Source organism: Streptomyces sp. NPDC046939 (genome assembly GCF_040644575.1).
Lineage (GTDB): Bacteria > Actinomycetota > Actinomycetes > Streptomycetales > Streptomycetaceae > Streptomyces.
On record NZ_JBEYWV010000008.1, the window covers coordinates 138395 to 164160 of the forward strand.

Genomic DNA, 25766 nt, shown 5'->3' on the forward strand with positions numbered 1-25766 from the left:
ATCTGAGTGAGATCGCCTCGTACTGCGGTGTGTCATACACGCATTTTGCGGCGCACCGGGCCGCGCCGCCCTTCTCTTCCGGGCCCGCCACTGACCTGCCGGTTCTCCGGAAAAGGCGGTGGCGGGCAGCGAAAAAGGCATCCGGAATTTTCTGTTCCGGTCGGGTGGATCGCCTTCCCGACGGGAATTGCGCCGCCACCGACCTTGCCGAATGGGTGGCCAGGACGGCCGCAAGGGGTGATCATGGGAATTCCAGAGCGCACTTCCCATGAGGAGGCACGGGTGGCCGAGACTCTGAAGAAGGGCAGCCGGGTGACCGGCGCCGCGCGCGACAAGCTCGCGGCAGACCTGAAGAGAAAGTACGACTCCGGTGCGAGCATCCGGGCACTGGCCGAGGAGACCGGCCGCTCGTATGGCTTCGTCCACCGGATGCTGAGCGAGTCCGGGGTCACGCTGCGCGGTCGCGGTGGGGCCACGCGGGGCAAGAAGGCCGCGGCGAACTGACGCGTCCGACCTGCTCGCACGGGCCGGAAGCGGGTCCGTTCGGCTCACTGGTTCCTTCGGTGACCACCCGGTCGGTCGGCAGACCGACCGGGTGGTTACTGTGCAGTCACTTATGACCGCGCAGACACGGAGGCCCCGATGACTCAGCCCGCACCGCTCCTCGACAAGGACGGCGTCCGGCTCACCGTCGACGACGCGATCGCCACGGTGACCCTGAGCAACCCGGACAAGCGCAACGCCCAGAGTCCCGCGCTGTGGCGGGCGTTGACCGAGGCCGGGCGCTCGCTGCCGGGCTCCGTGCGCGTCGTCGTGGTGCGCGGCGAGGGCAAGTCCTTCTCTGCGGGCCTCGACCGCAAGGCGTTCACGCCCGAGGGGTTCGACGGCGAGCCGTCCTTCATCGACCTGGCGCGCGGCGGTGAGGAGTTCCTCGACTCCACGATCGCCGAGTACCAGTCCGCGTTCACCTGGCTGCGCCGCAGCGATCTGCTGTCCGTCGCCGCCGTGCAGGGGCACGCGATCGGTGCCGGGTTCCAGCTCGCCCTCTCCTGCGATCTGCGCGTCGTCGCCGACGACGTGCAGTTCTCCATGCGCGAGACCAGCCTCGGCCTCGTCCCCGACCTCACCGGCACGCACCCGCTCGTCTCCCTCGTCGGTTACGCGCGCGCTCTGGAGATCTGCGTGACCGGCCGCTACGTGCACGCCGACGAGGCCGTCGCCTCGGGCCTCGCCAACGTCGCGGTCCCCGGCGACCAGCTGGCCGCCGCCACCGGCGACCTGGTCGCCGCGCTCCTCGCCGCCCCGCGCGACGCCGTGATCGAGACGAAGGCCCTGCTCCAGGGCGCGGCCACCCGCACCCTGGACGCCCAGCGCACAGCAGAACGAGCCGCCCAGGGCCGCCGCCTGAGGGACTTGGCAGGCCTCGACGACTGACCCCGGGCCTCGGCAAGGCCCGGCGCCCCCGTGCTGTGTTCCCGGACCGCGACCGTTGTCGCTACGGCCGGGTGACGGCGGTGACCAGGACCGCGACCGTCGGTGCGTCCGGGAAGGCCGTTGTCACCGCGCGGCGGACCTGGCGGGCCACGTCCAGGGTGCGGGAGCGGGCCGATACCGCGAGTTCCACCCGGACGTGGCGGCGCGGCAGCGCACCCGGCGCCGCATCGTGCTCCTCGATGTGGACCGCGCGGCTCATGCCGCCGAGGGCGCCCGTCAGCGCGGTCACGCCGGGCACGGACCGCGCCGCCTGGGCCGCGCGCGCCTCGTCACCGGAGAGCGGGCGCGGCTCCGACGGTTCGTCAGGGGCCGGCTCCGGCGCGGCGGGCCGCTCGGAGCCTGCCTCGAGCAACTCCGTCACCTGAAGGTCCACCGCCTCCACCACCAGGCCCAGTTCATCACCCGCCGCACGCGCGAGCGTCATCCGCAGTCGTGTCGTGACCACCGGCAGCGGCTCGTCGGCCGCCGCCGCGCACTCCGCCACGATCCGCAGCGGCCCCGGCGGCAGCGCGCCCGGCGGGGCCGGCACCGCAGCCTCGTACGTCCCTTCGGGATCGGCCTGTTCCAGGCGCAACGAACCCAGACGCACCCCGCGCACCGGCGCCACCGCGACACGCAGCACGTCCCGTGCCGCCGACTCCGCGATCCACGCCCCGTCACCCGGTCCGCCCAACGGCACGAGCCTGCCGATGCCGAGCTGGTGCCGTACCGCCTGTGCCCATCGATCTACCGTCATTCCCCCAGGCTGCCCCATCCCGGGCGCGAGACGGGGTAACCGCACTTAATGTGGGCAAAAGAAAGCACACTCCACCGAGATCACACCTCAAAGAAGAGGGGACGGCTCGATGAGCGAGACCACGCACCAGCAGCCGGGCGGAGCGACGGCGGCGGCCGCCGCGCGGACCAACGTGGCGAAGCGGGGCGGCGGCGACCCGGGCAGCCGGGGCCGGACCACCATCGCCGACGGCGTCGTAGAGAAGATCGCCGGTCTCGCCGCCCGTGACGTGGACGGCGTCCACGCGATGGGCAGCGGCCTCTCCCGTACCTTCGGCGCCGTGCGCGACCGGGTGCCCGGTGGCGGCAAGTCCGTGACGCGCGGCGTGAAGGCCGAGGTCGGCGAGGTGCAGACCGCCCTCGACCTGGAGATCGTCGTCGAGTACGGCGTCTCGATCGCGGACACCGCGCGCGCCGTCCGGGAGAACGTCGTCGTGGCCGTCGAGCGCATGACAGGGCTCGAGGTCGTCGAGGTGAACATCGCCGTCAGCGACGTGAAGCTGCCGGACGAGGAGGACGACGAGCCGGAGTCGAAGCTCCAGTGAGACCCGCATCCGCCCGCCGCGCGGGCAAGAGGAGCACACGATGAACATGGCCGTGGTCGGCATGATCGCCGGCATGGCCCTCGCGTTCGCCGGATACTTCGGCGGCTTCGGGGCCTTCCTGCTGGTGGCGGCGCTCGGCGCCATCGGCTTCATCGCCGGACGGTTCCTCGAGGGGGATCTTCAGCCCGGCGAGTTCTTCCGCACGCGCGGCGACCGGCGGCGGTGACCCGTGGCGACACAGGTCGCGTCCGCCGAACGCGGCGCGACCCGGATCGCCGACCGGGTCGTCGCGAAGATCGCCGCGTACGCGGCACGAGAGGCGCTGGACACCGTCCCGGCCGACGGCTCGCCGCCGCACGCCACGGTCGCCGTGCACCACGGCACCGCCCGGGTCCGCATCAGCCTGGAGCTGGGCTACCCCGCGGACATCGGCGGCCAGTGCGGTGCCGTACGGCGCCAAGTGGCCGACCGGGTAAGGACGTTGGCGGGCATGGAGGTGCCTGAGGTGGCCGTGCAGGTCGAACGGCTGCATCCGGAGCGCACGGGCGCGGACCGCGGGAGGATCCGGTGAGCGAACCCACTCAGCGGCTGCCTGTCGCCGAGCGCGCCGGGAGCGACACGGGCGAGCGGCAGGAGGCCGCCGAGACGCGTCCGCCGGAGCGCGGCAAGCGGACCGGCCGCTTCTGGTCGGCCCGCCGCGTCCCGGCGACCCTCGCCGCGCTCGTCCTCCTCGGCGGGATCGGCATCCTGCTCTACGACATCGCCTCCGTACGGGCCGGACGCCCCGGCATGCAATGGCGCCGCACTCTCGCCCGTGAGCTGGCCGAACGCCCGCTGGACGACACCGCCGTCCTGATCGGCGCGGGCGTCGCCGCAGCGCTCGGGCTCTGGCTGTTCCTGCTCGCGCTCACCCCGGGACTGCGCGGGATGCTGCCGATGCGCCGCGTCCACCCCGAGGTACGGGCGGGCCTGCACCGGGACGCCGCCGCGATGGTGCTGCGCGACCGGGCGATGGAGGTGCCCGGCGTGCAGTCCGTCAAGGTCCGCGTCAAGCGCGCCAAGGCGAAGGTGCGGGCGGTCTCCCACTTCCGTGAACTCGACGAGGTACGGGGCGACCTGGACGCCGCGCTGGGCGACAGCGTCCGGGGTCTCGGGCTCAGCCACGACCCGCGGCTCTCCGTGCGCGTGGCGCGCCCCGGCAAGAAGGGATGACGGCGTGCTGAGAACAGTGAACCGGATCGTGCTCGCGCTGCTCGGCATCGCCTTGGTGATCGTCGGCGGCTCGGTGCTCGCCGTCGGCCTCGGCGTGAAGCCGCCGTCCTGGTGGATCCACGACGGCCGCAAGGACGTGCTGCTCAGCGCCGCCGACCGGAACCGCTGGCGCGACGAGGGCTGGTGGTGGCCGGTGGTCATCGCCGCGCTCGCCGTCCTGCTGCTGCTCGCGCTGTGGTGGCTCGTCGCCCAGTTGCGGCGCCACCGCCTCTCCGAGGTGCTCGTCGACACCGGGGACGGCGAGGGCGCCCGGCTGCGCGGACGCGCCCTGGAGAGCGTCCTGGTCGACGGGGCCGAGTCGCTGGACGGCGTGGAGCACGCGGGCGCGGTCCTGACCGGCCGCCGGTCCGCGCCCAAGGCGCGCGCGAGCCTCACCCTGGCCCCGCACGCCACGCCCGGCGAGGCGCTGCGGCGGCTCGGCGACGACACGCTGGCGCAGGCCAAGCGGTCGGCGGGGCTCGACGCGCTCCCGGCCGAGGTACGGCTGCGGGCGGTCAAGCACCGCGCGGAGCGCGTGAATTAGGCGACGCGGAAGCAAGTGCGGGGTGGCCCTCCGGTCGCCCCGCACCCTTGTGTGCTCCTTGCTGCTGCTCAGAAGCCGTGCCTGGCCCCGCCGTCCACCGGCAGCATCACGCCCGTCAGGTACGACGCGGCCGGTGACAGGAAGAACGCGGCGGCCTTGCCGAACTCGGCCGGGGTGCCGTAGCGCCGCAGCGGGATCCGCGACTCGTTGGCCACCCGGGTCGCCTGCGGGTCGGCGGACAGGGCGTCCAGCTCGCGCACGCGGTCGGTGTCGATGCGGGCCGGGAGGAGGCCGACGACGCGGATGCCGCGCGGGCCCAGCTCGTCGGCGAGGGACTTGGCGAACCCGGCGAGCCCGGGGCGCAGCCCGTTGGAGATGGTCAGGCCGGGGATCGGCTCGTGCACGGAGCCGGAGAGCACGAAGCCGATGACGCCGCCCTCGCCGAGCTCGGCCGCCGCGGCGCGCGCGAGCCGCACCGCGCCGAGGAACACCGACTCGAACGCGGACTGCCACTGCTCGTCCGTGTTGTCGGCGACGAAGCCGGCCGCGGGTCCGCCCACGCTGACGAGGATGCCGTCGAAGGAGCCGAAGTGCTCCCGCGCGGCGGCGATGACCTGCTCCGCGACGTGCGGGTCGGCGTTGTCGACGCCGATGCCGACGGCGTTCGGGCCGAGGTCGGCCGCCGCGTCCTTGGCCTTCTGCTCGTCGCGTCCGGTGATGACGACCTTCGCGCCGTCGGCGACGAGTTCGCGGGCGGCGGCGTTGCCGAGGCCACGGGTGGCGCCGGTGACGACGTAGACACGGTCCTTCAGTCCAAGATCCATGGCCCCTATCCTGCCTCTGCCGCGTCGCCGGTGCCGAACAGGGTCAGGGCCGTGGTCACCAGGCCGATGTGGCTGAACGCCTGCGGGAAGTTGCCGAGCTGGTGGCCCGCCGCCGGGTCGTACTCCTCGGCGAGCAGGCCCACGTCGTTGCGGAGCGCGCACAGCCGCTCGAACAGCTCGCGGGCCTCCTTCGTGCGCCCGGTCATGTGCAGCGCGTCCGCCAGCCAGAACGAGCAGACGAGGAAGGCGCCCTCGTCGCCCGGCAGGCCGTCGACGGTGGTGCGATCGGTGCTGTAGCGGCGGACGAAGCCGTCCTGGGCGAGTTCGTCGCGGACCGCGTCCACGGTGCCGATGACGCGCGGGTCGTCGGCCGGCAGGAACCCCACGCGCGGGATGAGCAGCGTCGCCGCGTCCAGTTCCGTCGAGCCGTAGTACTGGGTGAAGGTGCCGCGCTCGGCGTCGTAGCCGCGCTCGCACACCTCCGCGTGGATGGTGTCCCGCAGCTCGCGCAGCCGGCCGAGGTCGCCGGGCAGGCTCGGGTCGTCCTCCAGGGCGCGTACGGTGCGGTCGACGGCGACCCAGGCCATGACCTTGGAGTGGACGAAGTGGCGGCGCGGCCCGCGCACCTCCCACAGCCCCTCGTCGGGCTCGCGCCACGCCTCCTGGAGGAAGTCGAGCAGCGCCAGTTGGAGTCTCCACACGTGCGGCTTGTCCCGCAGCCCGTACCGCCGTGCCAGGTGGAGCGAGTCGACGACCTCCCCGTACACGTCGAGCTGCAACTGCCGCACCGCGTCGTTCCCGGTGCGTACGGGGCTCGAGCCGCGGAACCCGTCGAGCCAGCCCAGTTCCTCCTCGGGCAGCCGCCGCTCGCCCGCGAGCCCGTACATGATCTGGAGCTTCGCGGGGTCACCGGCGGCGGCGCGCACGAGCCAGTCGCGCCACGCCTCGGCCTCGTCGAGGTAGCCGGCCCGGACGAGCGCGTTCAGGGTCATGGTGGAGTCGCGCAGCCAGCAGTAGCGGTAGTCCCAGTTCCGTACGCCGCCGATCTCCTCCGGGAGCGAGGTGGTGGGGGCCGCGACCATGCCGCCGGTCGGCGCGTAGGTGAGCGCCTTCAGGGTGAGCAGGGAGCGGAGCACGGCCTCGCGGTGCGGTCCGTCGTAGCGGCAGCGGTCCGCCCACGCCTCCCAGTCCGCGATGCTGTGCCGCAGCGCCTTGTGCGGGTCGATCAGCTTGGGGCGGTGGTGGTGCGAGGGGTGCCAGGTGAGGACGAAGGCGACGGTCTCGCCCGCCTCCACGGTGAACTCGGAGTGGGTGCCGAAGGACTCGCCCCACGTGTGCACCTCGGGCTCGCTGCGCAGCCATGCCGCGTCCGGTCCGGCGACGGCCACCCGGTGTCCGTCGCAGCGCCGCACCCAGGGCACCACGTTGCCGTAGTCGAAGCGCAGGCGCAGGGTGCCGCGGACGGTGACGCGGCCGCTGATGCCCTCGACGATCCGGACGAGGTCGGGTGCCTTGTCGCGCTGCGGCATGAAGTCGGTGATCCGGATGTGGCCCTCGTCCGTCTCCCATTCGGTGTCCAGGACGAGGGTGCCGGGCCGGTACGAGCGGCGCGTGCAGTCGCCCGCACCCTTGGGAGCGAGGCGCCAGTGGCCGTTCTCCTCGTCGCCGAGGAGCGCGGCGAAGCAGGCGGGGGAGTCGAAGCGGGGCAGACAGAGCCAGTCGACGGAGCCGTCCTTGCCGACGAGGGCCGCGGTCTGTTCGTCGCCGATGAGGGCGTAGTCCTCGATATGTGGGTGCACGCGGTCCGCGTTCCCGGAGCCGCCGTGCGGCAATCCAGGTCGCGACCGGGTGAGTGAGCGCGGCCGGGGCGGCTCAGACGGCGGCGGGCGTCGTCTCCCGCGCTTCGCCCTCGGACTCCTCCTTCTTGCGGCGGTCGCGCAGCTCGCGGCGGAGCAGGACCACCCAGCCGACCGGTACGGCCGCGGCGAACAGCCACCACTGGTAGGCGTACGCGAAGTTCAGCGCGGCGTCCTCCTGGCCGGGCTTGCCGATCAGCTCCGGGGTGTCGCCCTTGGGTTCGGGGGCGGTCTGGGCGAGGTAGCCGCCGAGCACCTCGCGGTGCAGCCGCTGGGCCTGTTCCTCGCTGTTGACCAGCATGATCTGCCGGTCGGGCAGGCCCTTGAGGTCCTTGATGCCGCTGGCCTCGGTGGTCTCGTCGGGCATCAGGCGGCCGGTGACGGTGATCTCGCCGCGCGGCGGGGCGGGGATCCTGGGGAAGGCGGTCTGGCTCGGCCCGTCCGCCGGGATCCAGCCGCGGTTGACGAGCACGACCTTGCCGTCGGTCAGCACGAACGGGGTCAGGACGTGGTAGCCCACCTCGTCGTCGGAGTTGACGCGGCGGCGCACGACGACCTCGTCGTCGGTGTCGAAGCGGCCCTTCGCCGTCACCGCGTGGTACCGCTCGGCGCTGGTGACCTTGTGGCCGGGGGAGGTGAGGCTCTGCACGGGCACGGGATCGGCCGACAGCGCGTCCGTGACCAGCTGGTTCCGGTGGGCGCGCTCGTCGTGGCGGTGCATCTGCCAGATGCCCAGCCGGATCATCGTGGGGATGAGGACGAGGGCGACCAGGGTGAGGATCACCCACTGCCGGGTCAACAGGAAGCGGTACACCCCATGACCGTACCGCTCGGGCATGGGGTGGTTTCAGGGGGGTGCGTCCGATTGGGGCGGGAGTGGCGAAGGCCGGGGTCAGACGCTGTCGACGATGCCCACCTTCCCCTCCGCGCGGGAGCAGTGCGCCCCGCAGAACCAGTGTCCGTCGACCTCGACGCCCTGCCCGATGATGCGGCACCGGCAGTGCTCGCAGATCGGCGCCATGCGGTGGATCGCGCAGGAGAAGCAGTCGAAGACGTGCACCGCTCCCTGCGCGTGCACCTCAAAGGTCATGCCGTAGTCGTTTCCGCAGACTTCACAACGTGCCATGCGCCACAGGGTGGGCCGCGCGGTGGCGCCGGGCGAGTGACTGCCGGGCGAGTCGCCCCGCAATCACCCGTCTGTCGCGTCCGCGGGCTCCACCGACTGGAGCAGTTGCCCGAACGCCGCCTCGTCCATGACCGGCGTTCCGTACTGCTTCGCCTTCACGGCCTTGGAGGTGTACGAGTCCGGGTCATTGGTCACCAGGAGGCTCGTCAGCCGCGACAGGCTCGTCGCCACGTGCAGCCCCGCCTCGACCGCCCGGTCCTCCAGGAGCTCCCGGTCGACCGAGGTGTCCCCGGAGAACGCCACCCTCATGCCCTGCTTGAGCGGTTTGCCCGGTTCGTAACGGCCGGGGTTCGGGTACGGGCACGCCGGCCGCTTCCGGGACGGACGCCAGCCGCCCGCGCCGCCGCCCCGGTACGGCGAGCCGTACGAGCCGCTCGGCTGGCGCGGCACCGCGGGCTCCGACCACTCCGTGAGCGGACGGCACTCCAGGAGCGGCAGCCGCACCTTCCCCGCGGCCGCCGCGCGCAGGCTCGGCAGGAACGCCTCCGCGAGCACGCGCGCGTCGTCGAGGGCGTGGTGCGCGCGCTGCTGTACGACGCCGAAGTGCGCGGCCAGCGACTCCAGCTTGTGGTTGGGCAGCGGCAGCCCCAGCTCCTTGGAGAGCGCGATGGTGCACAGGCGCTGGCGGACCGGGGCGGTGCGCTTCGCCCGCGCGTACTCGCGGGCGATCATCGACCAGTCGAAGACCGCGTTGTGCGCGACCAGGACGCGGCCCTCCAGGCGCGCCGCGAACTCCTCCGCGATCTCCGGGAACAGCGGGGCGCCGGAGAGCATCTCGCTCGTCAGACCGTGTATCCACACCGGGCCCGGGTCGCGCTCGGGGTTGACCAGCGTGTACCAGTGGTCCTCGACCACGCCCTGCGCGTCGAGCCGGTAGACGGCGGCCGAGATGATCCGGTCGTCCCGGGACAGGCCGGTGGTCTCGACGTCGACGACCGCGTATCCCTCGGGGTACGCGGTCGGCCAGTCGGCTGCGGCGGACGATGCGGTCGGGCGGTCTTCGAGCATGGTCCCTGAGGATACGGCCCGCGACTGACACCGCGGTCGCCGCCCGGCCCGTGCGCCGGAGCCCTCGTCAGGTTCCGGCCGCGAGCAGCGACTTCACCAGGGCGCTCACGGAGGTGGTGAAGACGCGCTCCGGATCGACCGGCGCGGCGAGCGCCCTGGCGAGCGCCCGGTCACTCCCGGGCGCCGTGTCCTTTTCGGCTTGTTCGCCCCACAAGTCCCCTTCGCCCGGCCGCTGGACGGGGGACCGCTCCCGGTTCCGCTCGACCAGGACGTGCCCGACGACCAGGAACTGCACCGCGCGCACGGCGTCGGCCGCGCGGACCCCGCGCAGCCCGGCCGCGTGCACCTCGCGCACCAGCGCCTGTTGCGCGGGCAGGAACATGCGCTCGGTCAGGCCGCGCTCGTGGACCATCGCCACCAGGTGCGGATGAGCGCGCAACTGACGGCGCAGCGCCCGCGCGACGGAGACCACGCGCGCGTGCGGCGTCGCCCCGCGCGGCCGGATCTCGCCGAGGTCGGCGACCGTGCGCTCCACCAGCGCGTCGAGCAGCGACTCGCGGTTGCCGACGTGCCAGTAGATCGAGGTGACCGCCGTGCCGAGGTCGGCCGCGAGCCTGCGCATCGTCAGGGCGTCCGGGCCGTGCCGCTTGACCAGGTGCGCGGCGGCGGTGAGGACCTCGTCGCGGGTGAGCGGTGGGCGGGACACCGGATCGCCCCCTTCGCGTCCGCGCGCCTCATGACCGGTGCGCGTGTCTTTACCCTTCATCGCCGCCGGTGTAACTGTGTTACAGAACCGGCGGCCCGCGAGGCCGTGCTCGATGCGCCACGCGAACGACCCCCGCACGTCACGGACGAAGGGCGGTACGACATGGCACGCGTACGGTACGGAGCGCGCACCGAGGCGGAGATCGCCGCCGCGCGCACGGCGAGCGGCAGGCTCCCCGACATCTGGTCCACCGGCGTGGTCGCCGTGTGGGAGTCCGACCCGGACACGGTGGCGGCGGTGCTCCCGCCGCCGCTGAAGCCCGCCGGGCGCCCGCTCGTACGAGTGAGCATCAGCAAGGTCGAGCTGCCGGGCTACCCGCTCGGCGCGGGCTCCGTCGCGGTCGCCGCCGAGCACGCCGGGGTGGCGGGCTGGTATCCGCTCGTCATGCCGATGACGCACGAGCGGGCCCTGACCGGCGGCCGCGAGGTGTTCGGGGAGCCGAAGAAGCTCGGCGACGTCACGGTGGAGCGCGACGGGCTCGTGGTGCGGGCCGCCCTCGCCCGGCACGGCATCGCGTTCGTGGAGGTGCGGGGTGCGGTCAGCGAGACCCTGCCCGTGCCGGAGCCGACGCGGAAGACGGACTTCTACTTCAAGTTCCTTCCCGCGGTGGACGGTTCGGGGTTCGACGCCGACCCCGTCCTGGTGCACTGCGTACGCAACGAGAAGGTCAGGAAGCTGGAGCGGGTCACCGGCGACGTGGTGCTCCGCGAGTCCATGTACGACCCGGTCGCCGACCTGGGCGTGCGCACCCTGGTGGAGATCACCCTCGGTGAGAGGACCACCGACCAGCAGGGCCGGGTCGTCGAACGCGTCGACGGCCAGGCATTGCTCCCGTACCTCCACCAGCGCTACGACGACCCGCTCCAGATCCTCGACGGGCCGCCCGTGGGGAGCGTCTGATGCGCCTGGAGGCGGGGCAGGTCGCCGTCGTCACGGGCGCGGCGAGCGGCATCGGGCTCGCCATGGCGCGCCGGTTCGCGGCGGACGGCCTCAGGGTCGTCCTCGCCGACGTGGAGGAGCGCGCCCTGGAGAGCGCCGCCGAGGGACTGCGGGCGGACGGGGCGACGGTGCACGCGCGCGTGGTCGACGTCGGCGAGCGCGAGGAGGTCATGGCGCTCGCCGAGGACACGTACGCGACGTTCGGCGCCTGCCATGTGCTGTGCAACAATGCGGGCGTCGGCTCGGGCGCCGAGGGCCGCATGTGGGAGCACGAACCCAGCGACTGGGCGTGGGCGTTCGCCGTCAACGTGTGGGGCGTCTTCCACGGCATCCAGGCGTTCGTGCCCCGCATGATCGCCTCCGGCGAGCCGGGACACGTCGTCAACACCTCCTCCGGCGACGGCGGGATCGCGCCGCTGCCCACCGCGTCCGTGTACGCCGTCACCAAGGCGGCCGTCGTCACCATGACCGAGTCGCCGTACGCGCACCTGAAGGCGGAGCACGCGCGCGTGGGCGCGTCGGTGCTCTTCCCGGGACCCCACATGCTGCGCACCGGACTGTGGGAGTCGCACCGCAACCGGCCCGCCCGGTACGCCAAGGAGCGCCCCCGCCGCACGCCCTACCGCAGCCTCGACCAGTGGGAGGCGGCGATGAAGGAGGCCGGGAAGGAGGTCGCGTTCACGCCGGTCGAGGAGGTGGCGGACCTCGTCGCCGAGGGCATCGCGGCGGACCGGTTCTGGCTGCTGCCCGCGAGCGAGCACAGCGACCGGCAGATCAGGGCGAGGGCGCGATCGATGCTGGACCGGGCGGACCCGGCGTACCTGGAGAGCTTCATTCTCGACTGAGGGGTGACCCGCGATGACGGCTCAGCGGACCGACGACCCGTACCTGATCATCTCCTCCGACTGCCACGCCGGACTGCCCACCGAGGAGTACCGGCCCTACCTGGAGCGCCGCTTCCACCGCGCCTTCGACGACTTCCTCGGCGAGCGCGACGCCCGCCGCGAGGAGGCGACCCGGCTCGGCATCCGCAACGACGCCTTCGCCGCGAAGTGGTTCGCCGACCACGAGGAGGGCCTGCGCGGCGGCTGGGACGCGACCCAGCGCCTCAAGGAGCTGGACGGCGACGGGGTCGCCGCCGAGGTCGTCTTCCCCGACGCGGACGCCGTCGACAGCCGGACGGCGGCCCCCTTCGGCGTCGGCCTCGGCCTCTCCGGCGACCAGGACCCCGACCTCGGCATGGCGGGCGCACAGGCCCACAACCGGTGGCTCGCCGAGTTCGTCGGGCAGCACCCGGAGCGACACTGCGGCGTGGCCCTGCTGCCCATCACGGCCGACCCCGACAAGGTCGTGGCCGAGATCCACCGCGCCAAGGAGTCGGGGCTCGGCGCGCTGATGATCCCGTCCATGTGGGTCGACAAGGAGCCGTACCACGCGAGCCGCTACGACCCCGTGTGGGCGGCGGCGGCCGAGTGCGCGATGCCGGTCGTGACCCACTCGGGGGCGGCCCCGCGCCACGAGTACGGCGACCACCTCGGCATCTACGTCAGCGAGGTCACATGGTGGCCCGCGCGCCCGCTCTGGTTCCTGCTGTGGTCCGGCGTCTTCGAACGCCATCCGGGCCTGAGGTTCGGCGTCGCCGAGTCCGGCTGCTGGTGGCTGCCGAACCTGCTCTGGTTCATGGACCGCCTCTACCTGGGCGCCCACGGCGGCAAGAAGCTCTCCCCGTTCGCCGAACTCAAGCGGCCCCCGCACGAGTACCTGGACCGGCAGGTGTTCATCTGCGCGACCAACACCAAACGCCGCGAACTCGCCCAGCGCTACGAGATCGGCGTCGACAACATCCTCTGGGGCAGCGACTTCCCGCACCCCGAGGGCACCTGGCCCGACACGCGCGCGTGGCTGCGAAGGACCTTCCACGACATCCCCGTCGCCGAGACCCGCCGGATGCTCGGCCTCGCCGCCGCCGAGGTCTTCGGCTTCGACACCGCCGCGCTCGCCCCGCTCGCCGCCCGGATCGGCCCGGCCCCCGCCGACCTCGGCCAGGACACCGACCAGAGCGCCGTCGAGGCGTCCTGGGCGCGCTCGCGCGACGTGGGCCGGCACTGGCTGACCGACCACGACTTCCCGACCCTGGGGGTGACCCCGTGACCACACCGCCCGACCGCTACACGGTGATCTCCGCGGACTGCCATGCGGGCGCCGACCTCCTCGACTACAAGCCGTACCTGGACCGCGCCCACCACGACGACTTCGACGCCTGGGCCGCCACCTACGTCAACCCCTACGAGGACCTGCTCGCCGACACCGCCGACCGCAACTGGAACTCCGCGCGCCGCATCGAGGAGCTGGAGGGCGACGGCATCGTCGCCGAGGTCGTCTTCCCCAACACCGTCCCGCCGTTCTTCCCGTCGGCCTCGCTGATGGCACCGGCGCCCACGCGCGCGGAGTTCACCCAGCGCTGGGCGGGCCTGCGCGCCCACAACCGGTGGCTCGCGGACTTCTGCGCCGCCGCGCCGGGGCGCAGGGCGGGCGTCTTCCAGATCCTCCTCAACGACGTGGACGAGGCGGTGCAGGAGATCCGATGGGCGGCTCAAGCGGGCCTGACGGGCGGCGTGCTGCTGCCCGGCACCCCGCCAGGATCCGGACTCCCCGAGCTGTACTCGTCGGCGTACGATCCGATCTGGCGCGTCTGCGCCGAGCTGGGCGTCCCCGTCAACCACCACGCGGGCTCGGCGTCCCCGCCGCTCGGCGACGAACCGGCGGCCCGCGCCGTCTTCATGGTGGAGACGACCTGGTTCTCCCACCGCGCCCTGTGGCACCTGGTCTTCGGCGGCGCCTTCCGCAAGCACCCGGACCTGAAGCTGGTCCTCACCGAGCAGGGCTCCGGATGGATCCCTGGCGTGCTCGACATGCTGGACTACTACCACGGGCGGCTCGTCGCGGCGGCGTCCAGGGCGAGCACGGCGGAGTCCAAGTTCGGCGCCGGCCTCGCCGATTCGATGGGCAAGGGCCCGTCCACCGTATGGCGCGAGAACTGCTTCGTCGGCGCCAGCTTCATGCGCCCGCACGAGGTGCCGCTGCGCGACCGCATCGGCCTCGACAAGATCATGTGGGGCAGCGACTACCCGCACGACGAGGGCACGTACCCCTACAGCCGCGAGGGCCTGCGCATCGCCTACGCGGGCCTGCCGCGCGAGGAGGTCGCGGCGATGGTCGGCGGCAACGCGGCCCGCGTCTACGGCTTCGACCTCGCCCTCCTCGACCCGGTCGCCGCGCGCGTGGGCCCGACGGTCGCGGAGATCGCCGAACCACTGAAGGAGCCACCGGCCGACGCCACCAGCCCGGTGTTCGCGCCGGGGGGTTCGGTCCGGGTGTGGTGATGACGTACGGGAGCCGCGCCCTGGCGGGTCCGGGCCTACCGCCGGTAATACTTGTCGGTAACAACCCCTAGCCGGGGCCCGGCACCCGCCCGTACCGTGCACGCATGTCGTCGCCGAACCTGCCCGATGTCGTGCTGTGGTCGATACCCGCCTTCGTGCTGCTCACGATCGTCGAGATCGTCAGCGTGCGGATCCACCCCGACGAGGACGCCGCCGGATACGAGGCCAAGGACGCGGCCACCAGCATCACCATGGGCCTGGGAAGCCTGGTCTTCGACTTCCTGTGGAAGATCCCCATCGTCGCGATCTACGCGGCGGTCTACGAACTCACCCCGCTGCGCGTGCCCGTCCTGTGGTGGACGGTCCCGCTCATGCTGCTCGGGCAGGACTTCTTCTACTACTGGTCGCACCGCGGGCACCACGTCATCCGCATCCTGTGGGCCTGCCACGTCGTGCACCACTCCAGCCGCAAGTTCAACCTGTCGACCGCCCTGCGCCAGCCCTGGACGAGCCTCACCGTCTGGCCGTTCTATCTGCCGCTCATCGCCTGCGGCGTGCACCCGGCGGCGCTCGCGTTCTGCTCCTCGGCCAACCTCGTCTACCAGTTCTGGATCCACACCGAACGCATCGACAAGCTGTGGCGCCCCTTCGAGTTCGTCTTCAACACGCCCTCCCACCACCGCGTCCACCACGCCTCGCAAGGCGGCTACCTGGACCGGAACTTCGGCGGCATCCTCATCGTCTGGGACCGCCTCTTCGGCTCGTGGGTCGCCGAGGAGGAGCGGCCGGTGTTCGGACTGACCAAGAACATCGACACGTACAACCCGCTGCGCGTCGCCACCCATGAGTACGTCGCCATCGCCAGGGACCTGAAAGCGGCGAGCAGTTGGCGCGAGCTGGCCGGGCGGATCTTCCGCGGACCGGGCTGGCAGCCCGCGCCGGCCGGCGCGCCGAACCCGCCGCAGAAAGTGCCCGAGGGCGCCGCGTGACCCTGCCACGGGCCCTGCGCACCGCCTTCCTCACCCTCTGCGCCGCCGACCTCGGCGCGCTCCTCGCCGGATCCGGTGCCGCGCACGCCCTCGCCAAGCCGCTCCTCATGCCCGTCCTCGTGGCGTACGTCGTCGCACGCGGCGGGCCCCGGCTGCTGTGCGCCGCGCTCCTGTGCGGCTGGGGCGGCGACGTGCTACTCCTGTTCGACGAGGACGCCGCGTTCCTCGCCGGGATGGGCTGCTTCGCCGCCGGGCACGTCTGCTACCTCGTGCTCTTCCGGCGCCACGGGGCGCCACGCGCGCGTGGCCGCCTGCTCGGCGCCGCCTACTGCGCCGCGCTCGTCGCCACGGTCGCCGCGCTCTGGCCCGGGCTGCCCGCGGACCTGCGCGGCCCCGTCGCCGCGTACAGCGTGCTGCTCACCGCGATGGCGTACGGCGCGTCGCGGCTCGGCCCGGTCGCGGGCGTGGGCGGCGCGCTCTTCCTGCTCTCCGACTCGCTCATCGCCATGGGGGTGGCCGACTGGCCCGCGCTGCCACGCCCCGACTTCTGGGTGATGCTCACCTATGCGGCGGCGCAGTACCTGCTGGTACAGGGGGTGCTCGGTGCGCGCGACGAGCCTGGTGAGGCGTACCGTGAAAAGCGTGCCGCAATCCGGCGCACCCCGCTTTGACCTGCACAAAGGAACCTCCTCATGCGCGCCACCACCATCCACGCCCCGTTCGACCTGCGGGTGGAGGACGTCCCGGACCCCGTCGTGACCCTGCCCACCGACGCCGTCGTGCGCGTGCTGCGCGCTTGCATCTGCGGCAGCGACCTGTGGGCCTACCGGGGCGAGGCGGCACGGCAGCCGGGGCAGCGCATCGGGCACGAGTTCCTCGGCATCGTCGAGGAGACCGGCTCCGAGGTGTCCACGGTGCGCCGCGGTGACCTCGTCGTCGCGCCCTTCATGTGGTCGGACGGCGTGTGCGACTTCTGCCGCGAGGGCCTGACCACGTCCTGCGAGCACGGCGGCTTCTGGGGCGCGGTCGGCTACGACGGCGGCCAGGGCGAGGCCGTCCGCGTGCCCTTCGCCGACGGCACCCTGGTCGGCCTGCCCGCAGACGCGGCCTCCGACGAGCGGCTGCTCGCCGCTCTGCTCACGCTCTCCGACGTGATGGGCACCGGCCACCACGCGGCCGTCGGCGCGGGCGTCCGCGAGGGCGGCACGGTCGCCGTCGTCGGGGACGGCGCGGTCGGCCTGTGCGGTGTCCTCGCGGCCAAGCGGCTCGGCGCCGAGCGGATCATCGCGCTCGGCCGCCACGAGGCGCGCACCGACATCGCGCGCCGCTTCGGCGCCACCGACGTCGTCGCCGAGCGCGGCGAGGCCGCCGTCGAGGCGGTCCGCGAGCTGACCGGTGGCCGGGGCGCGCACTCCGTGATCGAGGCCGTCGGCACCGAGCAGTCCATGCGGACGGCCGTGGACATCACCCGCCCGGGCGGCGCCATCGGCTACGTCGGCGTCCCGCACGGCAGCTCCACCGGGCTCGACCTCGGCGTCATGTTCGGCCGGAACATCGCCCTGCGCGGCGGCGTCGCGCCCGTCCGCGCCTACATCCCCGAGCTGCTGCCCGACGTCCTGGACGGCACGATCGACCCCTCGCCGGTCTTCGACATGACCGTCGACGTCGAGGGCGTGCCCGGCGGCTACAAGGCGATGGACGAGCGCACCGCCCTCAAGGTCATGGTCACCAACTAGGACCGTACGCCTCGCTCACGCCCACACGGGCGCGTCCGTGCCCCAGCGTCCCGGCGGCCGCGCCCAGTCCGCGGGGCCGCCGGTGAACGCCACCGGCGACCGCGCGTACCGGAGCCGGCCGAGGGCGCTGTCGGTCTCGGCCAGCCAGGGCGCGGGGTCCACGGGCTCGCCCCGCGCGGCGCGCGGTTCCGGCCGCACCTCGTGGACCAGCCAGTGCGCGGTCCGGGCCAGCGCGCAGCGCAGCACCCGCGAACCGCCCTCACGCGCCTGATCGGTGAGCGCCCGCAGCACCCCCGCCGCCAGCAGATAGCCCGTGCCGTGGTCGAGAGCCTGCGCGGGCAGCGCGCCCGGTTGTTCCGGCACGCCCTCGACCGCCGCGACGCCGGTCGCCACCTGCACGAGGCTGTCGAAGCCGCGCCGCCCGGCCCAGGGGCCGTACGCGCCCCAGGCCGACAGGGACGCGACGACGAGCCCCGGGCGCCGTGCGACGAGCGCCTCGGGGGACAGCCCGAACCGGTCGAGCGCGCCCGGCCGGTACCCGGTGATCACGACATCGGCGCCGTCGAGCAGCTCCTCGAAGGTCCGCCGGTCCGCGCCGGTCGTCAGGTCGAGCCGGGCCGAGCGCTTCCCGAACCCGGTGTCGGCGTGCGCGTCCGGGGCCTCCGGCAGCTGCGGCGGGTCCACCCGCAGCACGTCGGCGCCGAGCAGGGCGAGCGTGCGGGTGGCGACCGGGCCCGCGATGACCCGGGTGAGGTCCAGGACGCGCGGGCGCGCGGCAGAACGGGCAGGCGGTGCCGCGTCGTCGAGGCGGTCCCTCTCCACCAAGGGCCGCTCCGCGACCGCCGCGCCCTGCGGATGCGCCGCCCACTGCCCGGGCGTACGCAGCGCGACGGCCAGGCCCCCTGCCGCGTACACCGTCTCCTCCACCTCGGCCGCCGACCGCCCGGCGAGCAGCTCCGCCACCTCCTCCACGGTCGCGTCCGCGCCGACGCCCAGCGCCGCGCACAGCCGCGCCCGGTGGTGCGGATAGTTCGCGTGCGTGCGCAGCCAGCCGTCCTGGGCACGCCAGAAACGCGACAAGGGCGCGAACGTGGTCGCCGCCCGGCCGTCGACGCGCAGATGCCGCTCGCTGACGAAGGCGGTCGCGAGGGCGCCGTCGTCGACCTGGACCTCGGGGACGGGGCGCCCCGCGCGCGTGGCGGCCCACTCCGCGCCCGCGAGCGCGCACGCGCCCACGCAGGCGCGGGCCAGTTCGAGCACGGGAAGGCGCGCGGGCAACGCCCCCACGCGCGCGTGGTACGAGATGTGGGACAGCAGGGCGGGGTCACCGCCGAGCGCTTCCCAAGCGGTCGCGGTACCGGGTGCGTGCGTCATGCCCGCACTATGCCGGACGGCCCGGACGACCGAGCGGGGCGGGGCCGACCGGCCCCGCCCCGCTCAACCGCGATGCGGTTTCCGTTACTTGGTCACGGCGTCCAGCGCGTCCGCGGTGCCGACCCCGTAGAAGCTGTTCTTGTTCTTGCCGCCCTCGCAGACCGCGTCGACCGTGCCGTCCCCGTCGATGTCGTACGGGTTCGTGCACGGCGTCGCGTCGGCCTGCCGGTAGAGCAGCGCCTTGACCTGCGCCGCCGACGCCTTGAGGTGCGTCGACTTGATCAGGGCCGCGACGCCCGCGACGTGCGGCGACGCCATCGACGTACCCGCCTTGTAGCCGTACTTGCCGCCCGGCAGCGTCGACAGGATCAGGCCGCTGGTCGCCGGGGGAGCGGGCGTCTGGTAGGCAGTGCTGTCGCCGCCGGGCGCCGCGATGTCGATGACGTTCCTGCCCCAGTTCGAGTACGACGCCTTGATGCCCTTGGCGCCGGTCGCCGAGACGGTGACGACGCCGGGGAGCTGCGACGGGATGTCGATGCAGTCCTTCGTCCTCACCGTGCGCGGTACGGGCGTGGAGTCGTCCGGCGAGGAGTCGTCGACGATCTCGTCCTGCGCGAGGTCGGTCGAGGCGTTGCCCGCCGCGGCGACGTTCACCGCGCCCTTGCGCTCCGCGTACTGGGATGCCCGCTGGACCGCCGTGACGAGCGCCTTCTGGTCGGCGTCCGTCTTGCAGTTGAACAGCCACGGGTCGGTGTAGTAGCTGGAGTTGGTGACGTCAACGCCGTGGTCGGCGGCCCACATGAAGCCGCAGACGACGGCCTCCGTGTAGTACATGCCGGTCGCGGGCTCGGCCACCTTCAGGCTCGCCACCTTCACGCCGGGCGCGACCCCGGTGACGCCGACGCCGTTCTTCGCGGCGGCGATGGTGCCCGCCACGTGCATGCCGTGGTCGGACTCACCGGCGACGGGGCGCCAGGCGTTGTCCTTCTGCACGGGCACGCCGCCCAGGCAGCTCGCCGACGCCTGCCGGTCGAAGTTCGGCGCGATGTCCGGGTGGGTGTCGTCCACGCCCGAGTCGAGGACGCCGACGGTCACCTTCGGGCTGCCCAGCGACTTCTCGTGGGCCCGGTCCGCCTTCATGGCGGGCAGGTCCCACTGCAACGGCTCCAGCGGGTCCTGCCCCGCCGTCGCCCGCCCGGCCGCCTTCTTCGCCTCGGCGGCCGTCAGGACCTGCTCGGTGGCGAGGTCGTCGCTGGACTGCGCGGCCAGCGGCGCGGTGCGCGTGGCCCCGGCCGACTGGACGCCCTTCACGGTACGGATCGTCCTCGCGAAGTCCGGGTTCTTGGAGTGGACGACGAGGACGCCGATCTTGTCGTACGCGATGACGACGCTGCCGCCCGCCTTGCCGACGGCCCGCTCGGCGCGGACCGCGTTCCCGTGCCCGGGCCGCACGTTGACCACGTAGCTGAGTTCCGGGCCGTCCGCCTTGACGGACGCCTCCGCGGCGCCCGCGTCCGGCACGACCGCGAGCGCGCCCGCCATGGCGAGACCGGCCGGGACGGCGAGGGTGCGCAGGAGGCGCTTGCTCAGGCGCGGTGCCGTCACTTCTTCACCGCCTTGAGGGCGTCGACGATGCCGTAGCCGTAGAAGCCGTTGCGCTGCTTGCCGCCCTCGCAGACCGCGTCCACGACACCGTCGCCGTCACCGTCGTACGACGCCGGGCAGACCTCCTCGTCGGCCTGCGCCTTCAGCAGCGCCTGGAGCTGCGCGGGGGACGCCTTCGGGTGCGTCGACTTCAGGAGCGCGGCGACACCGGCGGCGTGCGGCGACGCCATCGACGTGCCCTGGAGCCAGCCGTACTGGCCGCCGGGCAGCGTGGAGAGGATGCGGCCGTTCTTCGACGGGGTGTCCGCCGGGATCTTGTACTTGTCGCCGCCGGGCGCCGCGATGTCGATGACTCCGTTGCCGTACGACGAGTAGTACGCCTTGGCCTTGGTGACGCCGGTCGAGCTGACCGTGACGACGCCCGGGAGCTGCGTCGGGATGTCCAGGCAGGTGTGCGGGTCGATCGTGCGGTTCACCGGGGTCGAGTCGTCCGGGCTGGAGTCGTCCAGGATCGCGTCGGCGTCCAGGTCGTGGTTGGAGTTGCCCGCGGAGGCGAAGCTCAGGGTGCCCTTCTTGGTGGCGTAGAGCTGGGCCCGGTTCACCGCGTCGACGATGGCCCGCTGGTCGGGGTCGCCCAGGCAGTTGTACTGCCACGGGTCCACGTAGTAGCTGTTGTTGGTGATCTCGATGCCGTGGTCGGCGGCGAACACGAAGGCGCAGACGACGCTCTCCGGGTAGAACAGCTCGCTGACCGGGTCGGCCACCTTGATGCCCGCGACCTTCACGCCGGGCGCGACGCCCGCGACGCCGATCCCGTTGCGCGGGGCGGCGATCTCACCGGCGACGTGCGTGCCGTGGTAGTGGTCGGGGTTCGCGGGCCGCCAGGCGCCCGGCGAGGTGTCCGCCTTGCCGCCGACGCAGCTCGCCGACTGGGACGCGGAGAAGTTCGCGGTGAGGTCGGGGTGGGTGTCGTCGACGCCGGTGTCGATGACACCGACGGTGACGTTCCGGCTGCCCGGGTTGATCTGCGCGGCCTTGTCGGCGCCGATGGCCCGCAGGTCCCACTGGTCGGCCTCGAGAGGCTCCTGGGCCGCCGGGGCCTTCGCGGCCAGCGCCTTCGCCTCGGCCTTCGAGAGCTTCTGCACGGCGCCCTCGTCGGTGGTGCCGGCCGGGGTGAGCGGAGCCGTCCTGGTCGCGCCCGCCGTCGCCACACCCTTGGCCCCGCGGATCTGCTTGCCGAAGTCGGGGTTGGAGGAGTGGACGACGAAGACGCCTATCTTCCCGTACGTCTCGACTATGGAGCCGCCGGCCGCGCGTATCGCCTTGCCGACGGAGGCGAGGGTGCGGGCGTCGGTGCCGCGGGTGTTCACCACGTACGCGAGCGACGCCGCCTCGTCCGCCGAAGCCGCCGTCGCGACGGTCGAGTCCGCGGGCGCGGCGGACGCGGACGGCAGGAAGCCGAAGGAGGCCGTCAGCGCGATGCCGATCGGCAGGGCGAGGGCGAGGCGGCGGCGTCTGGCGGGCAGATGAGCCATGGGGTCTCCACATCATCCGGGCGTATTCGGTGCATACGGAAAGCCCGAACACATGTGGTGCTCGGGCAGGTACATGACGCGTGTTGCGGTGCGAACGTATCCCGGTCGACGCAGGTCAGCAACGGGTTCCGAAAGAAATCCGCCGAGTTGAACCGACGCGCCCGCACCTCCGTGCCGTTGTGCAGAGGGCGCTGGCCGAAACCGGCCCCCTGTTGGATCACGCCGGGGAGCCCTACCATCGCGACCCGGCTGACGTGACCCACGTCACCATCAGCATTCGCATCACGAGGAGACTCCGTGGCCACCGACGCACCACCACCCCAGAAGGGCAGCCCCGACACCGCCGGTGTGGCCCTGCCCTCGACCGAGGAGTTCATCGCGGCGCAGGAGAGCGCGGAATTCGGTGAACTGCGCAAGGCGCACCGCTCGTTCGCCTTCCCGCTCACCGTCGCCTTCGTCGCCTGGTACCTGGTCTACGTCCTGCTCTCCAACTACGCGGGCGACTTCATGGGCACCAAGCTGTTCGGCAACATCAACGTCGCCTTCGTGCTCGGCATCGCCCAGTTCCTCACCACGTTCCTCATCGCCTGGTGGTACGCGCGCTACTCCGCCGCGAAGCTCGACCCGAAGGCCGAAGCCATCAAGTCCCGTATGGAGGGCGGCGCATGAGCCCCGCAGTGCACGTACTCGCCGCCGCCGAGGCCAGTGAGCACCGGCCGCTGATCATCACCCTGTTCGCGGTCTTCGTCGCCGCGACGCTCGTCATCACCGTATGGGCGGGGCGGCAGACCAAGAGCGCCTCCGACTTCTACGCGGGCGGCCGCCAGTTCACCGCCTTCCAGAACGGGCTCGCCGTCTCCGGTGACTACATGTCCGCCGCGTCCTTCCTCGGCATCGCGGGCGCCATCGCCCTCTTCGGCTACGACGGCTTCCTGTACTCCATCGGCTTCCTGGTCGCCTGGCTCGTCGCGCTCCTGCTGGTCGCGGAGCCGCTGCGCAACTCAGGGCGCTACACGATGGGCGACGTCCTCGCCTACCGGATGCGCCAGCGGCCCGTGCGCACCGCCGCGGGCACCTCCACCATCGTCGTCTCGATCTTCTACCTGCTCGCGCAGATGGCGGGCGCGGGCGTCCTCGTCTCCCTGCTGCTCGGCATCACCTCGGACGCGGGCAAGATCGGCATCGTCGCCCTCGTCGGCGTCCTGATGATCGTCTACGTGACCATCGGCGGCATGAAGGGCACCACCTGGGTGCAGATGGTCAAGGCCGTCCTCCTCATCGCGGGCACGATCCTGCTGACCTTCCTGGTGCTGCTGAAGTTCGACTTCAACATCTCGGACCTGCTCGGCACCGCCGCCGAGAACAGCGGCAAGGGCTCGCCGTTCCTGGAGCCGGGCCTCAAGTACGGCGCGACCTCCACCTCGAAGATCGACTTCATCTCCCTCGGCATCGCCCTCGTCCTCGGCACCGCCGGACTGCCGCACATCCTGATCCGCTTCTACACGGTGCCGACCGCCAAGGCCGCCCGGAAGTCGGTCAACTGGGCCATCGGCATCATCGGCGCCTTCTACCTCATGACGATCGCGCTCGGCTTCGGCGCCGCCGCCCTCATCAAGCCGGACGAGATCATCGCCTCCAACCCGGCGGGCAACACGGCGGCACCGTTGCTCGCGCTCCATCTGGGCGGTGTCGACTCCAACTGGGGCGCGATCCTGCTCGCGTCGATCTCCGCCGTCGCGTTCGCCACGATCCTCGCGGTGGTCGCGGGCCTCACCCTCGCCTCGTCCTCCTCCTTCGCGCACGACATCTACGCGAACGTCATCAAGAAGGGCAAGGCCACCGAGAAGCAGGAGATGCAGGCCGCCCGCTGGGCCACCGTCTTCATCGGCATCATCTCGATCGCCCTCGGCGCGCTCGCCCGCGACCTCAACGTGGCGGGCCTCGTCGCCCTCGCCTTCGCCGTCGCCGCGTCCGCGAACCTGCCGACGATCCTCTACAGCCTCTTCTGGAAGCGGTTCAACACCAGCGGGGCGCTGTGGTCGATCTACGGCGGCCTCTTCACCGCCGTCTTCCTCGTCCTCTTCTCGCCGGTCGTCTCCGGCAACGAGAAGACGTCCATGTTCAAGGGCGTCGACTTCCACTGGTTCCCGCTGGAGAACCCCGGCATCATCTCCATCCCGGTCGGCTTCGCCCTCGGCGTCATCGGTACCTACCTCGGCAAGGAGAAGGCCGACAAGGGCAAGTACGCCGAGCTGGAGGTCCGTTCCCTCACCGGCACCGGCGCCCACTGAGCCGAACCTTCCGCGCCCGGGTCTTGTCGCAGCTCGTCGTAGAGAGCTACGACGGGGCCCGGGCACGCTCGTGGGATCAACGCCCTGCCGCTGTCGGACCCGTCACGTAGGCTCGTTCGGTACAAGGCTGGACCACGTACCAGGGAGGGGGCCCACGTGCTCATCGACACCTTCGGCCGAACCGCCACCGACCTGCGGGTCTCGCTGACCGACCGGTGCAATCTGCGCTGCACCTACTGCATGCCCGAAGAGGGCCTGCAATGGCTGTCCAAGCCGGACCTGCTGACGGACGACGAGATCGTCCGCCTGATCCGCATCGCCACCTCCGACCTCGGCATCACCGAGGTCCGCTTCACCGGCGGCGAGCCGCTCCTGCGCCCCGGGCTCGTCGGCATCGTCGAGCGGGTCGCCGCACTGCCGAACCGCCCCAAGATGTCCCTGACGACGAACGGGATCGGGCTCAAGCGCACCGCCGAGGCCCTGAAGGAGGCCGGTCTCGACCGGGTCAACGTCTCGCTTGACACGCTGCGCCCCGACGTCTTCAAGACCCTCACCCGCCGCGACCGCCACAAGGACGTCATCGAGGGCCTGGCCGCCGCCCACGAGGCGGGCCTCACCCCCGTGAAGATCAACTCCGTCCTGATGCCGGGGCTCAACGACGACGAGGCACCCGACCTCCTCGCCTGGGCCGTCGACCACGGCTACGAGCTGCGCTTCATCGAGCAGATGCCGCTCGACGCGCAGCACGGCTGGAAGCGCGAGGGCATGATCACCGCCGGGGACATCCTCGCCTCGCTGCGGACGCGCTTCGAGCTGACCGCCGAGGACACCGAGCAGCGGGGCTCCGCCCCGGCCGAGCGCTGGATCGTCGACGGCGGCCCGCACCGGGTCGGCGTCATCGCCTCGGTGACCCGCCCGTTCTGCTCCGCCTGCGACCGCACCCGGCTCACCGCCGACGGCCAGGTCCGCACCTGCCTGTTCGCCACGGAGGAGACGGATCTGCGCGCGGCGCTCAGGGCGGAGGGGCCGGAGAACAACGACGAGAACATCGCCCGCATCTGGAAGCTCGCCATGTGGGGCAAGAAGGCGGGCTCGGGCCTCGACGACCCGTCGTTCCTCCAGCCCGACCGCCCGATGTCGGCGATCGGCGGCTGACCTGGACTCAGGGGCGCCGCGTCACTGCTCGCGCGCGTCCCACTCCTGGAGGCTCACCACGTCCTTGAGGAATCCGCGCACGCCGAGGAACTGGGCGAGGTGCTCACGGTGCTCCTCGCAGGCGAGCCACGTCTTGCGCCGCTCCGGCGTGTGCAGCTTCGGGTTGTTCCACGCGAGCACCCACACGGCGTCGGCGCGACAGCCCTTGGCCGAGCACTGGGGAGAGGCGGGGTCCGGCGAGGACGGGCCGGACGGTCCGGAGAGGTTCGCGAGGTTCACGACCCCACCCTAAAGGCACCGCGAAAAGGCCCGGAAATGGCGACGCCGAGCAGCCACGGGGGGAGCTGCCCGGCGTCGGTCCGTCGCTCCGACGGGGGATGCGGAGCGCGTACGCAGTATGTCACGCGGGACCCGTCGCCCGGCACCTGAACTCCATGATTGATCTGAGCTTTTCTTGAGCTTCCCCCGCGGGCGGTCCGGACCGGCCACGACGACGGGCGTCCGCGCACGC

The 25766-nt window shown here is 72.4% G+C and carries 28 protein-coding genes; 17 read left to right on the forward strand and 11 right to left on the reverse strand.

Annotated features, from left to right (window positions below; all coding sequences use genetic code 11):
- Positions 1 to 282 precede the first annotated feature (282 nt).
- Together ABZ877_RS11370 and ABZ877_RS11375 are read left to right on the forward strand one after the other, a co-directional pair.
- Positions 283 to 504 (forward strand): helix-turn-helix domain-containing protein, encoded by a 222-nt coding sequence (locus tag ABZ877_RS11370; protein WP_361068014.1) that lies wholly within the window; start codon positions 283 to 285, stop codon positions 502 to 504.
- A 138-nt stretch (positions 505 to 642) separates the two neighbouring features.
- On the forward strand, positions 643 to 1434 hold the full coding sequence (locus ABZ877_RS11375; RefSeq protein ID WP_361068017.1) for an enoyl-CoA hydratase/isomerase family protein: 792 nt from the start codon (positions 643 to 645) through the stop codon (positions 1432 to 1434).
- Between the two features lie 61 nt (positions 1435 to 1495).
- On the opposite strand, the gene ABZ877_RS11380 is transcribed toward ABZ877_RS11375, so the two are convergent.
- Positions 1496 to 2230: a nucleopolyhedrovirus P10 family protein gene (locus ABZ877_RS11380; protein WP_361068019.1), complete on the reverse strand. Its 735-nt coding sequence runs from the start codon at positions 2228 to 2230 to the stop codon at positions 1496 to 1498.
- 109 nt (positions 2231 to 2339) lie between these two features.
- Between ABZ877_RS11380 and ABZ877_RS11385 the strand changes: the two genes are divergently transcribed.
- The 5 genes from ABZ877_RS11385 to amaP are packed head-to-tail and all read left to right on the forward strand — an operon-like array spanning position 2340 to position 4608.
- The gene (locus ABZ877_RS11385) at positions 2340 to 2813 is read left to right on the forward strand and encodes an Asp23/Gls24 family envelope stress response protein (RefSeq protein ID WP_361068021.1); all 474 of its coding nucleotides are present in this window, start codon (positions 2340 to 2342) and stop codon (positions 2811 to 2813) included.
- A gap of 40 nt (positions 2814 to 2853) precedes the next feature.
- Entirely contained in the window at positions 2854 to 3039 is a 186-nt protein-coding gene (locus ABZ877_RS11390) for a hypothetical protein (RefSeq protein ID WP_361068024.1), read from the forward strand.
- A gap of 3 nt (positions 3040 to 3042) precedes the next feature.
- A complete protein-coding gene (locus ABZ877_RS11395; RefSeq protein ID WP_361068027.1) occupies positions 3043 to 3384 on the forward strand; it encodes a hypothetical protein in 342 nt (113 codons plus the stop codon).
- Positions 3381 to 4025 (forward strand): DUF6286 domain-containing protein, encoded by a 645-nt coding sequence (locus tag ABZ877_RS11400; protein WP_361068030.1) that lies wholly within the window; start codon positions 3381 to 3383, stop codon positions 4023 to 4025. The genes ABZ877_RS11395 and ABZ877_RS11400 overlap by 4 nt, the downstream gene beginning before the upstream one ends.
- Positions 4026 to 4029: 4 nt before the next feature.
- The gene (gene amaP, locus ABZ877_RS11405) at positions 4030 to 4608 is read left to right on the forward strand and encodes an alkaline shock response membrane anchor protein AmaP (RefSeq protein WP_361068033.1); all 579 of its coding nucleotides are present in this window, start codon (positions 4030 to 4032) and stop codon (positions 4606 to 4608) included.
- A 68-nt stretch (positions 4609 to 4676) separates the two neighbouring features.
- Here amaP and ABZ877_RS11410 read toward each other — a convergent pair whose 3' ends face one another.
- The 6 genes from ABZ877_RS11410 to ABZ877_RS11435 form a co-directional block, all read right to left on the reverse strand.
- Positions 4677 to 5432 (reverse strand): SDR family oxidoreductase, encoded by a 756-nt coding sequence (locus tag ABZ877_RS11410; RefSeq protein ID WP_361068036.1) that lies wholly within the window; start codon positions 5430 to 5432, stop codon positions 4677 to 4679.
- A gap of 5 nt (positions 5433 to 5437) precedes the next feature.
- The gene (locus tag ABZ877_RS11415) at positions 5438 to 7231 is read right to left on the reverse strand and encodes a glycoside hydrolase family 15 protein (RefSeq protein ID WP_361068039.1); all 1794 of its coding nucleotides are present in this window, start codon (positions 7229 to 7231) and stop codon (positions 5438 to 5440) included.
- A gap of 73 nt (positions 7232 to 7304) precedes the next feature.
- Positions 7305 to 8102 carry an SURF1 family protein gene (locus tag ABZ877_RS11420; protein ID WP_361068042.1) on the reverse strand — a complete coding sequence of 266 codons (798 nt, stop codon included), beginning with the start codon at positions 8100 to 8102 and terminating at the stop codon, positions 7305 to 7307.
- A gap of 78 nt (positions 8103 to 8180) precedes the next feature.
- Positions 8181 to 8414: a hypothetical protein gene (locus tag ABZ877_RS11425; protein WP_361068045.1), complete on the reverse strand. Its 234-nt coding sequence runs from the start codon at positions 8412 to 8414 to the stop codon at positions 8181 to 8183.
- A gap of 63 nt (positions 8415 to 8477) precedes the next feature.
- Positions 8478 to 9482, reverse strand: a complete 1005-nt coding sequence (locus tag ABZ877_RS11430) for a DEDDh family exonuclease (RefSeq protein WP_361068048.1) — start codon at positions 9480 to 9482, stop codon at positions 8478 to 8480.
- Positions 9483 to 9549: 67 nt separating this feature from the next.
- Positions 9550 to 10188, reverse strand: a complete 639-nt coding sequence (locus ABZ877_RS11435) for a TetR/AcrR family transcriptional regulator (RefSeq protein ID WP_361068051.1) — start codon at positions 10186 to 10188, stop codon at positions 9550 to 9552.
- Positions 10189 to 10350: 162 nt separating this feature from the next.
- On the opposite strand from ABZ877_RS11435, the gene ABZ877_RS11440 reads away from it, so the two are divergent.
- From ABZ877_RS11440 to ABZ877_RS11470, 7 genes are all read left to right on the forward strand, one after another.
- Positions 10351 to 11148 carry an acetoacetate decarboxylase family protein gene (locus tag ABZ877_RS11440; RefSeq protein WP_361068054.1) on the forward strand — a complete coding sequence of 266 codons (798 nt, stop codon included), beginning with the start codon at positions 10351 to 10353 and terminating at the stop codon, positions 11146 to 11148.
- Complete coding sequence (locus ABZ877_RS11445; RefSeq protein ID WP_361068057.1) at positions 11148 to 12032, forward strand: SDR family NAD(P)-dependent oxidoreductase; 885 nt, start codon at positions 11148 to 11150, stop codon at positions 12030 to 12032. Before ABZ877_RS11440 ends, ABZ877_RS11445 begins: the two co-directional genes overlap by 1 nt.
- Positions 12033 to 12045: 13 nt before the next feature.
- Positions 12046 to 13338 carry an amidohydrolase family protein gene (locus tag ABZ877_RS11450; protein ID WP_361068060.1) on the forward strand — a complete coding sequence of 431 codons (1293 nt, stop codon included), beginning with the start codon at positions 12046 to 12048 and terminating at the stop codon, positions 13336 to 13338.
- Positions 13335 to 14570 carry an amidohydrolase family protein gene (locus ABZ877_RS11455; RefSeq protein ID WP_361068063.1) on the forward strand — a complete coding sequence of 412 codons (1236 nt, stop codon included), beginning with the start codon at positions 13335 to 13337 and terminating at the stop codon, positions 14568 to 14570. Before ABZ877_RS11450 ends, ABZ877_RS11455 begins: the two co-directional genes overlap by 4 nt.
- 104 nt (positions 14571 to 14674) lie before the next feature.
- Positions 14675 to 15559 carry a sterol desaturase family protein gene (locus ABZ877_RS11460; RefSeq protein ID WP_361068066.1) on the forward strand — a complete coding sequence of 295 codons (885 nt, stop codon included), beginning with the start codon at positions 14675 to 14677 and terminating at the stop codon, positions 15557 to 15559.
- The gene (locus ABZ877_RS11465) at positions 15556 to 16230 is read left to right on the forward strand and encodes a lysoplasmalogenase (protein ID WP_361068069.1); all 675 of its coding nucleotides are present in this window, start codon (positions 15556 to 15558) and stop codon (positions 16228 to 16230) included. The genes ABZ877_RS11460 and ABZ877_RS11465 overlap by 4 nt, the downstream gene beginning before the upstream one ends.
- A gap of 21 nt (positions 16231 to 16251) precedes the next feature.
- Positions 16252 to 17295, forward strand: a complete 1044-nt coding sequence (locus ABZ877_RS11470; RefSeq protein ID WP_361068072.1) for a zinc-dependent alcohol dehydrogenase family protein — start codon at positions 16252 to 16254, stop codon at positions 17293 to 17295.
- Positions 17296 to 17310: 15 nt separating this feature from the next.
- Here the strand turns inward: ABZ877_RS11470 and ABZ877_RS11475 are convergent, their stop codons facing one another.
- The 3 genes from ABZ877_RS11475 to ABZ877_RS11485 all read right to left on the reverse strand — a co-directional run bounded on the left by ABZ877_RS11475 (position 17311) and on the right by ABZ877_RS11485 (position 21809).
- Complete coding sequence (locus ABZ877_RS11475) at positions 17311 to 18669, reverse strand: CoA transferase (protein WP_361068075.1); 1359 nt, start codon at positions 18667 to 18669, stop codon at positions 17311 to 17313.
- Between the two features lie 84 nt (positions 18670 to 18753).
- On the reverse strand, positions 18754 to 20211 hold the full coding sequence (locus ABZ877_RS11480) for a S8 family serine peptidase (RefSeq protein WP_361068382.1): 1458 nt from the start codon (positions 20209 to 20211) through the stop codon (positions 18754 to 18756).
- Positions 20212 to 20270: 59 nt separating this feature from the next.
- Positions 20271 to 21809, reverse strand: a complete 1539-nt coding sequence (locus ABZ877_RS11485; RefSeq protein WP_361068078.1) for a S8 family serine peptidase — start codon at positions 21807 to 21809, stop codon at positions 20271 to 20273.
- A 297-nt stretch (positions 21810 to 22106) separates the two neighbouring features.
- On the opposite strand from ABZ877_RS11485, the gene ABZ877_RS11490 reads away from it, so the two are divergent.
- The 3 genes from ABZ877_RS11490 to moaA all read left to right on the forward strand — a co-directional run bounded on the left by ABZ877_RS11490 (position 22107) and on the right by moaA (position 25255).
- The gene (locus ABZ877_RS11490; protein WP_361068081.1) at positions 22107 to 22478 is read left to right on the forward strand and encodes a DUF485 domain-containing protein; all 372 of its coding nucleotides are present in this window, start codon (positions 22107 to 22109) and stop codon (positions 22476 to 22478) included.
- Positions 22475 to 24100 carry a cation acetate symporter gene (locus tag ABZ877_RS11495; RefSeq protein WP_361068084.1) on the forward strand — a complete coding sequence of 542 codons (1626 nt, stop codon included), beginning with the start codon at positions 22475 to 22477 and terminating at the stop codon, positions 24098 to 24100. Before ABZ877_RS11490 ends, ABZ877_RS11495 begins: the two co-directional genes overlap by 4 nt.
- Positions 24101 to 24256: 156 nt before the next feature.
- Positions 24257 to 25255, forward strand: coding sequence for a GTP 3',8-cyclase MoaA (gene moaA, locus ABZ877_RS11500; RefSeq protein WP_361068087.1), 999 nt, complete (start codon positions 24257 to 24259; stop codon positions 25253 to 25255).
- 21 nt (positions 25256 to 25276) lie between these two features.
- Here moaA and ABZ877_RS11505 read toward each other — a convergent pair whose 3' ends face one another.
- Positions 25277 to 25534, reverse strand: a complete 258-nt coding sequence (locus tag ABZ877_RS11505) for a hypothetical protein (RefSeq protein ID WP_361068090.1) — start codon at positions 25532 to 25534, stop codon at positions 25277 to 25279.
- Positions 25535 to 25766 lie beyond the last annotated feature (232 nt).

Excerpts from the sequence above, each read along its gene's own strand:
- ABZ877_RS11425 (WP_361068045.1), bottom strand. The coding sequence starts at position 8,414 with ATGGCACGTTGTGAAGTCTGCGGAAACGACTACGGCATGACCTTTGAG.
- ABZ877_RS11495 (WP_361068084.1), top strand. The coding sequence starts at position 22,475 with ATGAGCCCCGCAGTGCACGTACTCGCCGCCGCCGAGGCCAGTGAGCAC.
- ABZ877_RS11485 (WP_361068078.1), bottom strand. The coding sequence starts at position 21,809 with ATGGCTCATCTGCCCGCCAGACGCCGCCGCCTCGCCCTCGCCCTGCCG.
- ABZ877_RS11445 (WP_361068057.1), top strand. The coding sequence starts at position 11,148 with ATGCGCCTGGAGGCGGGGCAGGTCGCCGTCGTCACGGGCGCGGCGAGC.
- ABZ877_RS11390 (WP_361068024.1), top strand. The coding sequence starts at position 2,854 with ATGAACATGGCCGTGGTCGGCATGATCGCCGGCATGGCCCTCGCGTTC.
- ABZ877_RS11460 (WP_361068066.1), top strand. The coding sequence starts at position 14,675 with ATGTCGTCGCCGAACCTGCCCGATGTCGTGCTGTGGTCGATACCCGCC.
- ABZ877_RS11430 (WP_361068048.1), bottom strand. The coding sequence starts at position 9,482 with ATGCTCGAAGACCGCCCGACCGCATCGTCCGCCGCAGCCGACTGGCCG.
- ABZ877_RS11385 (WP_361068021.1), top strand. The coding sequence starts at position 2,340 with ATGAGCGAGACCACGCACCAGCAGCCGGGCGGAGCGACGGCGGCGGCC.
- ABZ877_RS11480 (WP_361068382.1), bottom strand. The coding sequence starts at position 20,211 with ATGGCGGGCGCGCTCGCGGTCGTGCCGGACGCGGGCGCCGCGGAGGCG.
- ABZ877_RS11475 (WP_361068075.1), bottom strand. The coding sequence starts at position 18,669 with ATGACGCACGCACCCGGTACCGCGACCGCTTGGGAAGCGCTCGGCGGT.
- ABZ877_RS11470 (WP_361068072.1), top strand. The coding sequence starts at position 16,252 with ATGCGCGCCACCACCATCCACGCCCCGTTCGACCTGCGGGTGGAGGAC.
- ABZ877_RS11380 (WP_361068019.1), bottom strand. The coding sequence starts at position 2,230 with ATGACGGTAGATCGATGGGCACAGGCGGTACGGCACCAGCTCGGCATC.
- ABZ877_RS11440 (WP_361068054.1), top strand. The coding sequence starts at position 10,351 with ATGGCACGCGTACGGTACGGAGCGCGCACCGAGGCGGAGATCGCCGCC.
- ABZ877_RS11450 (WP_361068060.1), top strand. The coding sequence starts at position 12,046 with ATGACGGCTCAGCGGACCGACGACCCGTACCTGATCATCTCCTCCGAC.
- ABZ877_RS11375 (WP_361068017.1), top strand. The coding sequence starts at position 643 with ATGACTCAGCCCGCACCGCTCCTCGACAAGGACGGCGTCCGGCTCACC.
- ABZ877_RS11410 (WP_361068036.1), bottom strand. The coding sequence starts at position 5,432 with ATGGATCTTGGACTGAAGGACCGTGTCTACGTCGTCACCGGCGCCACC.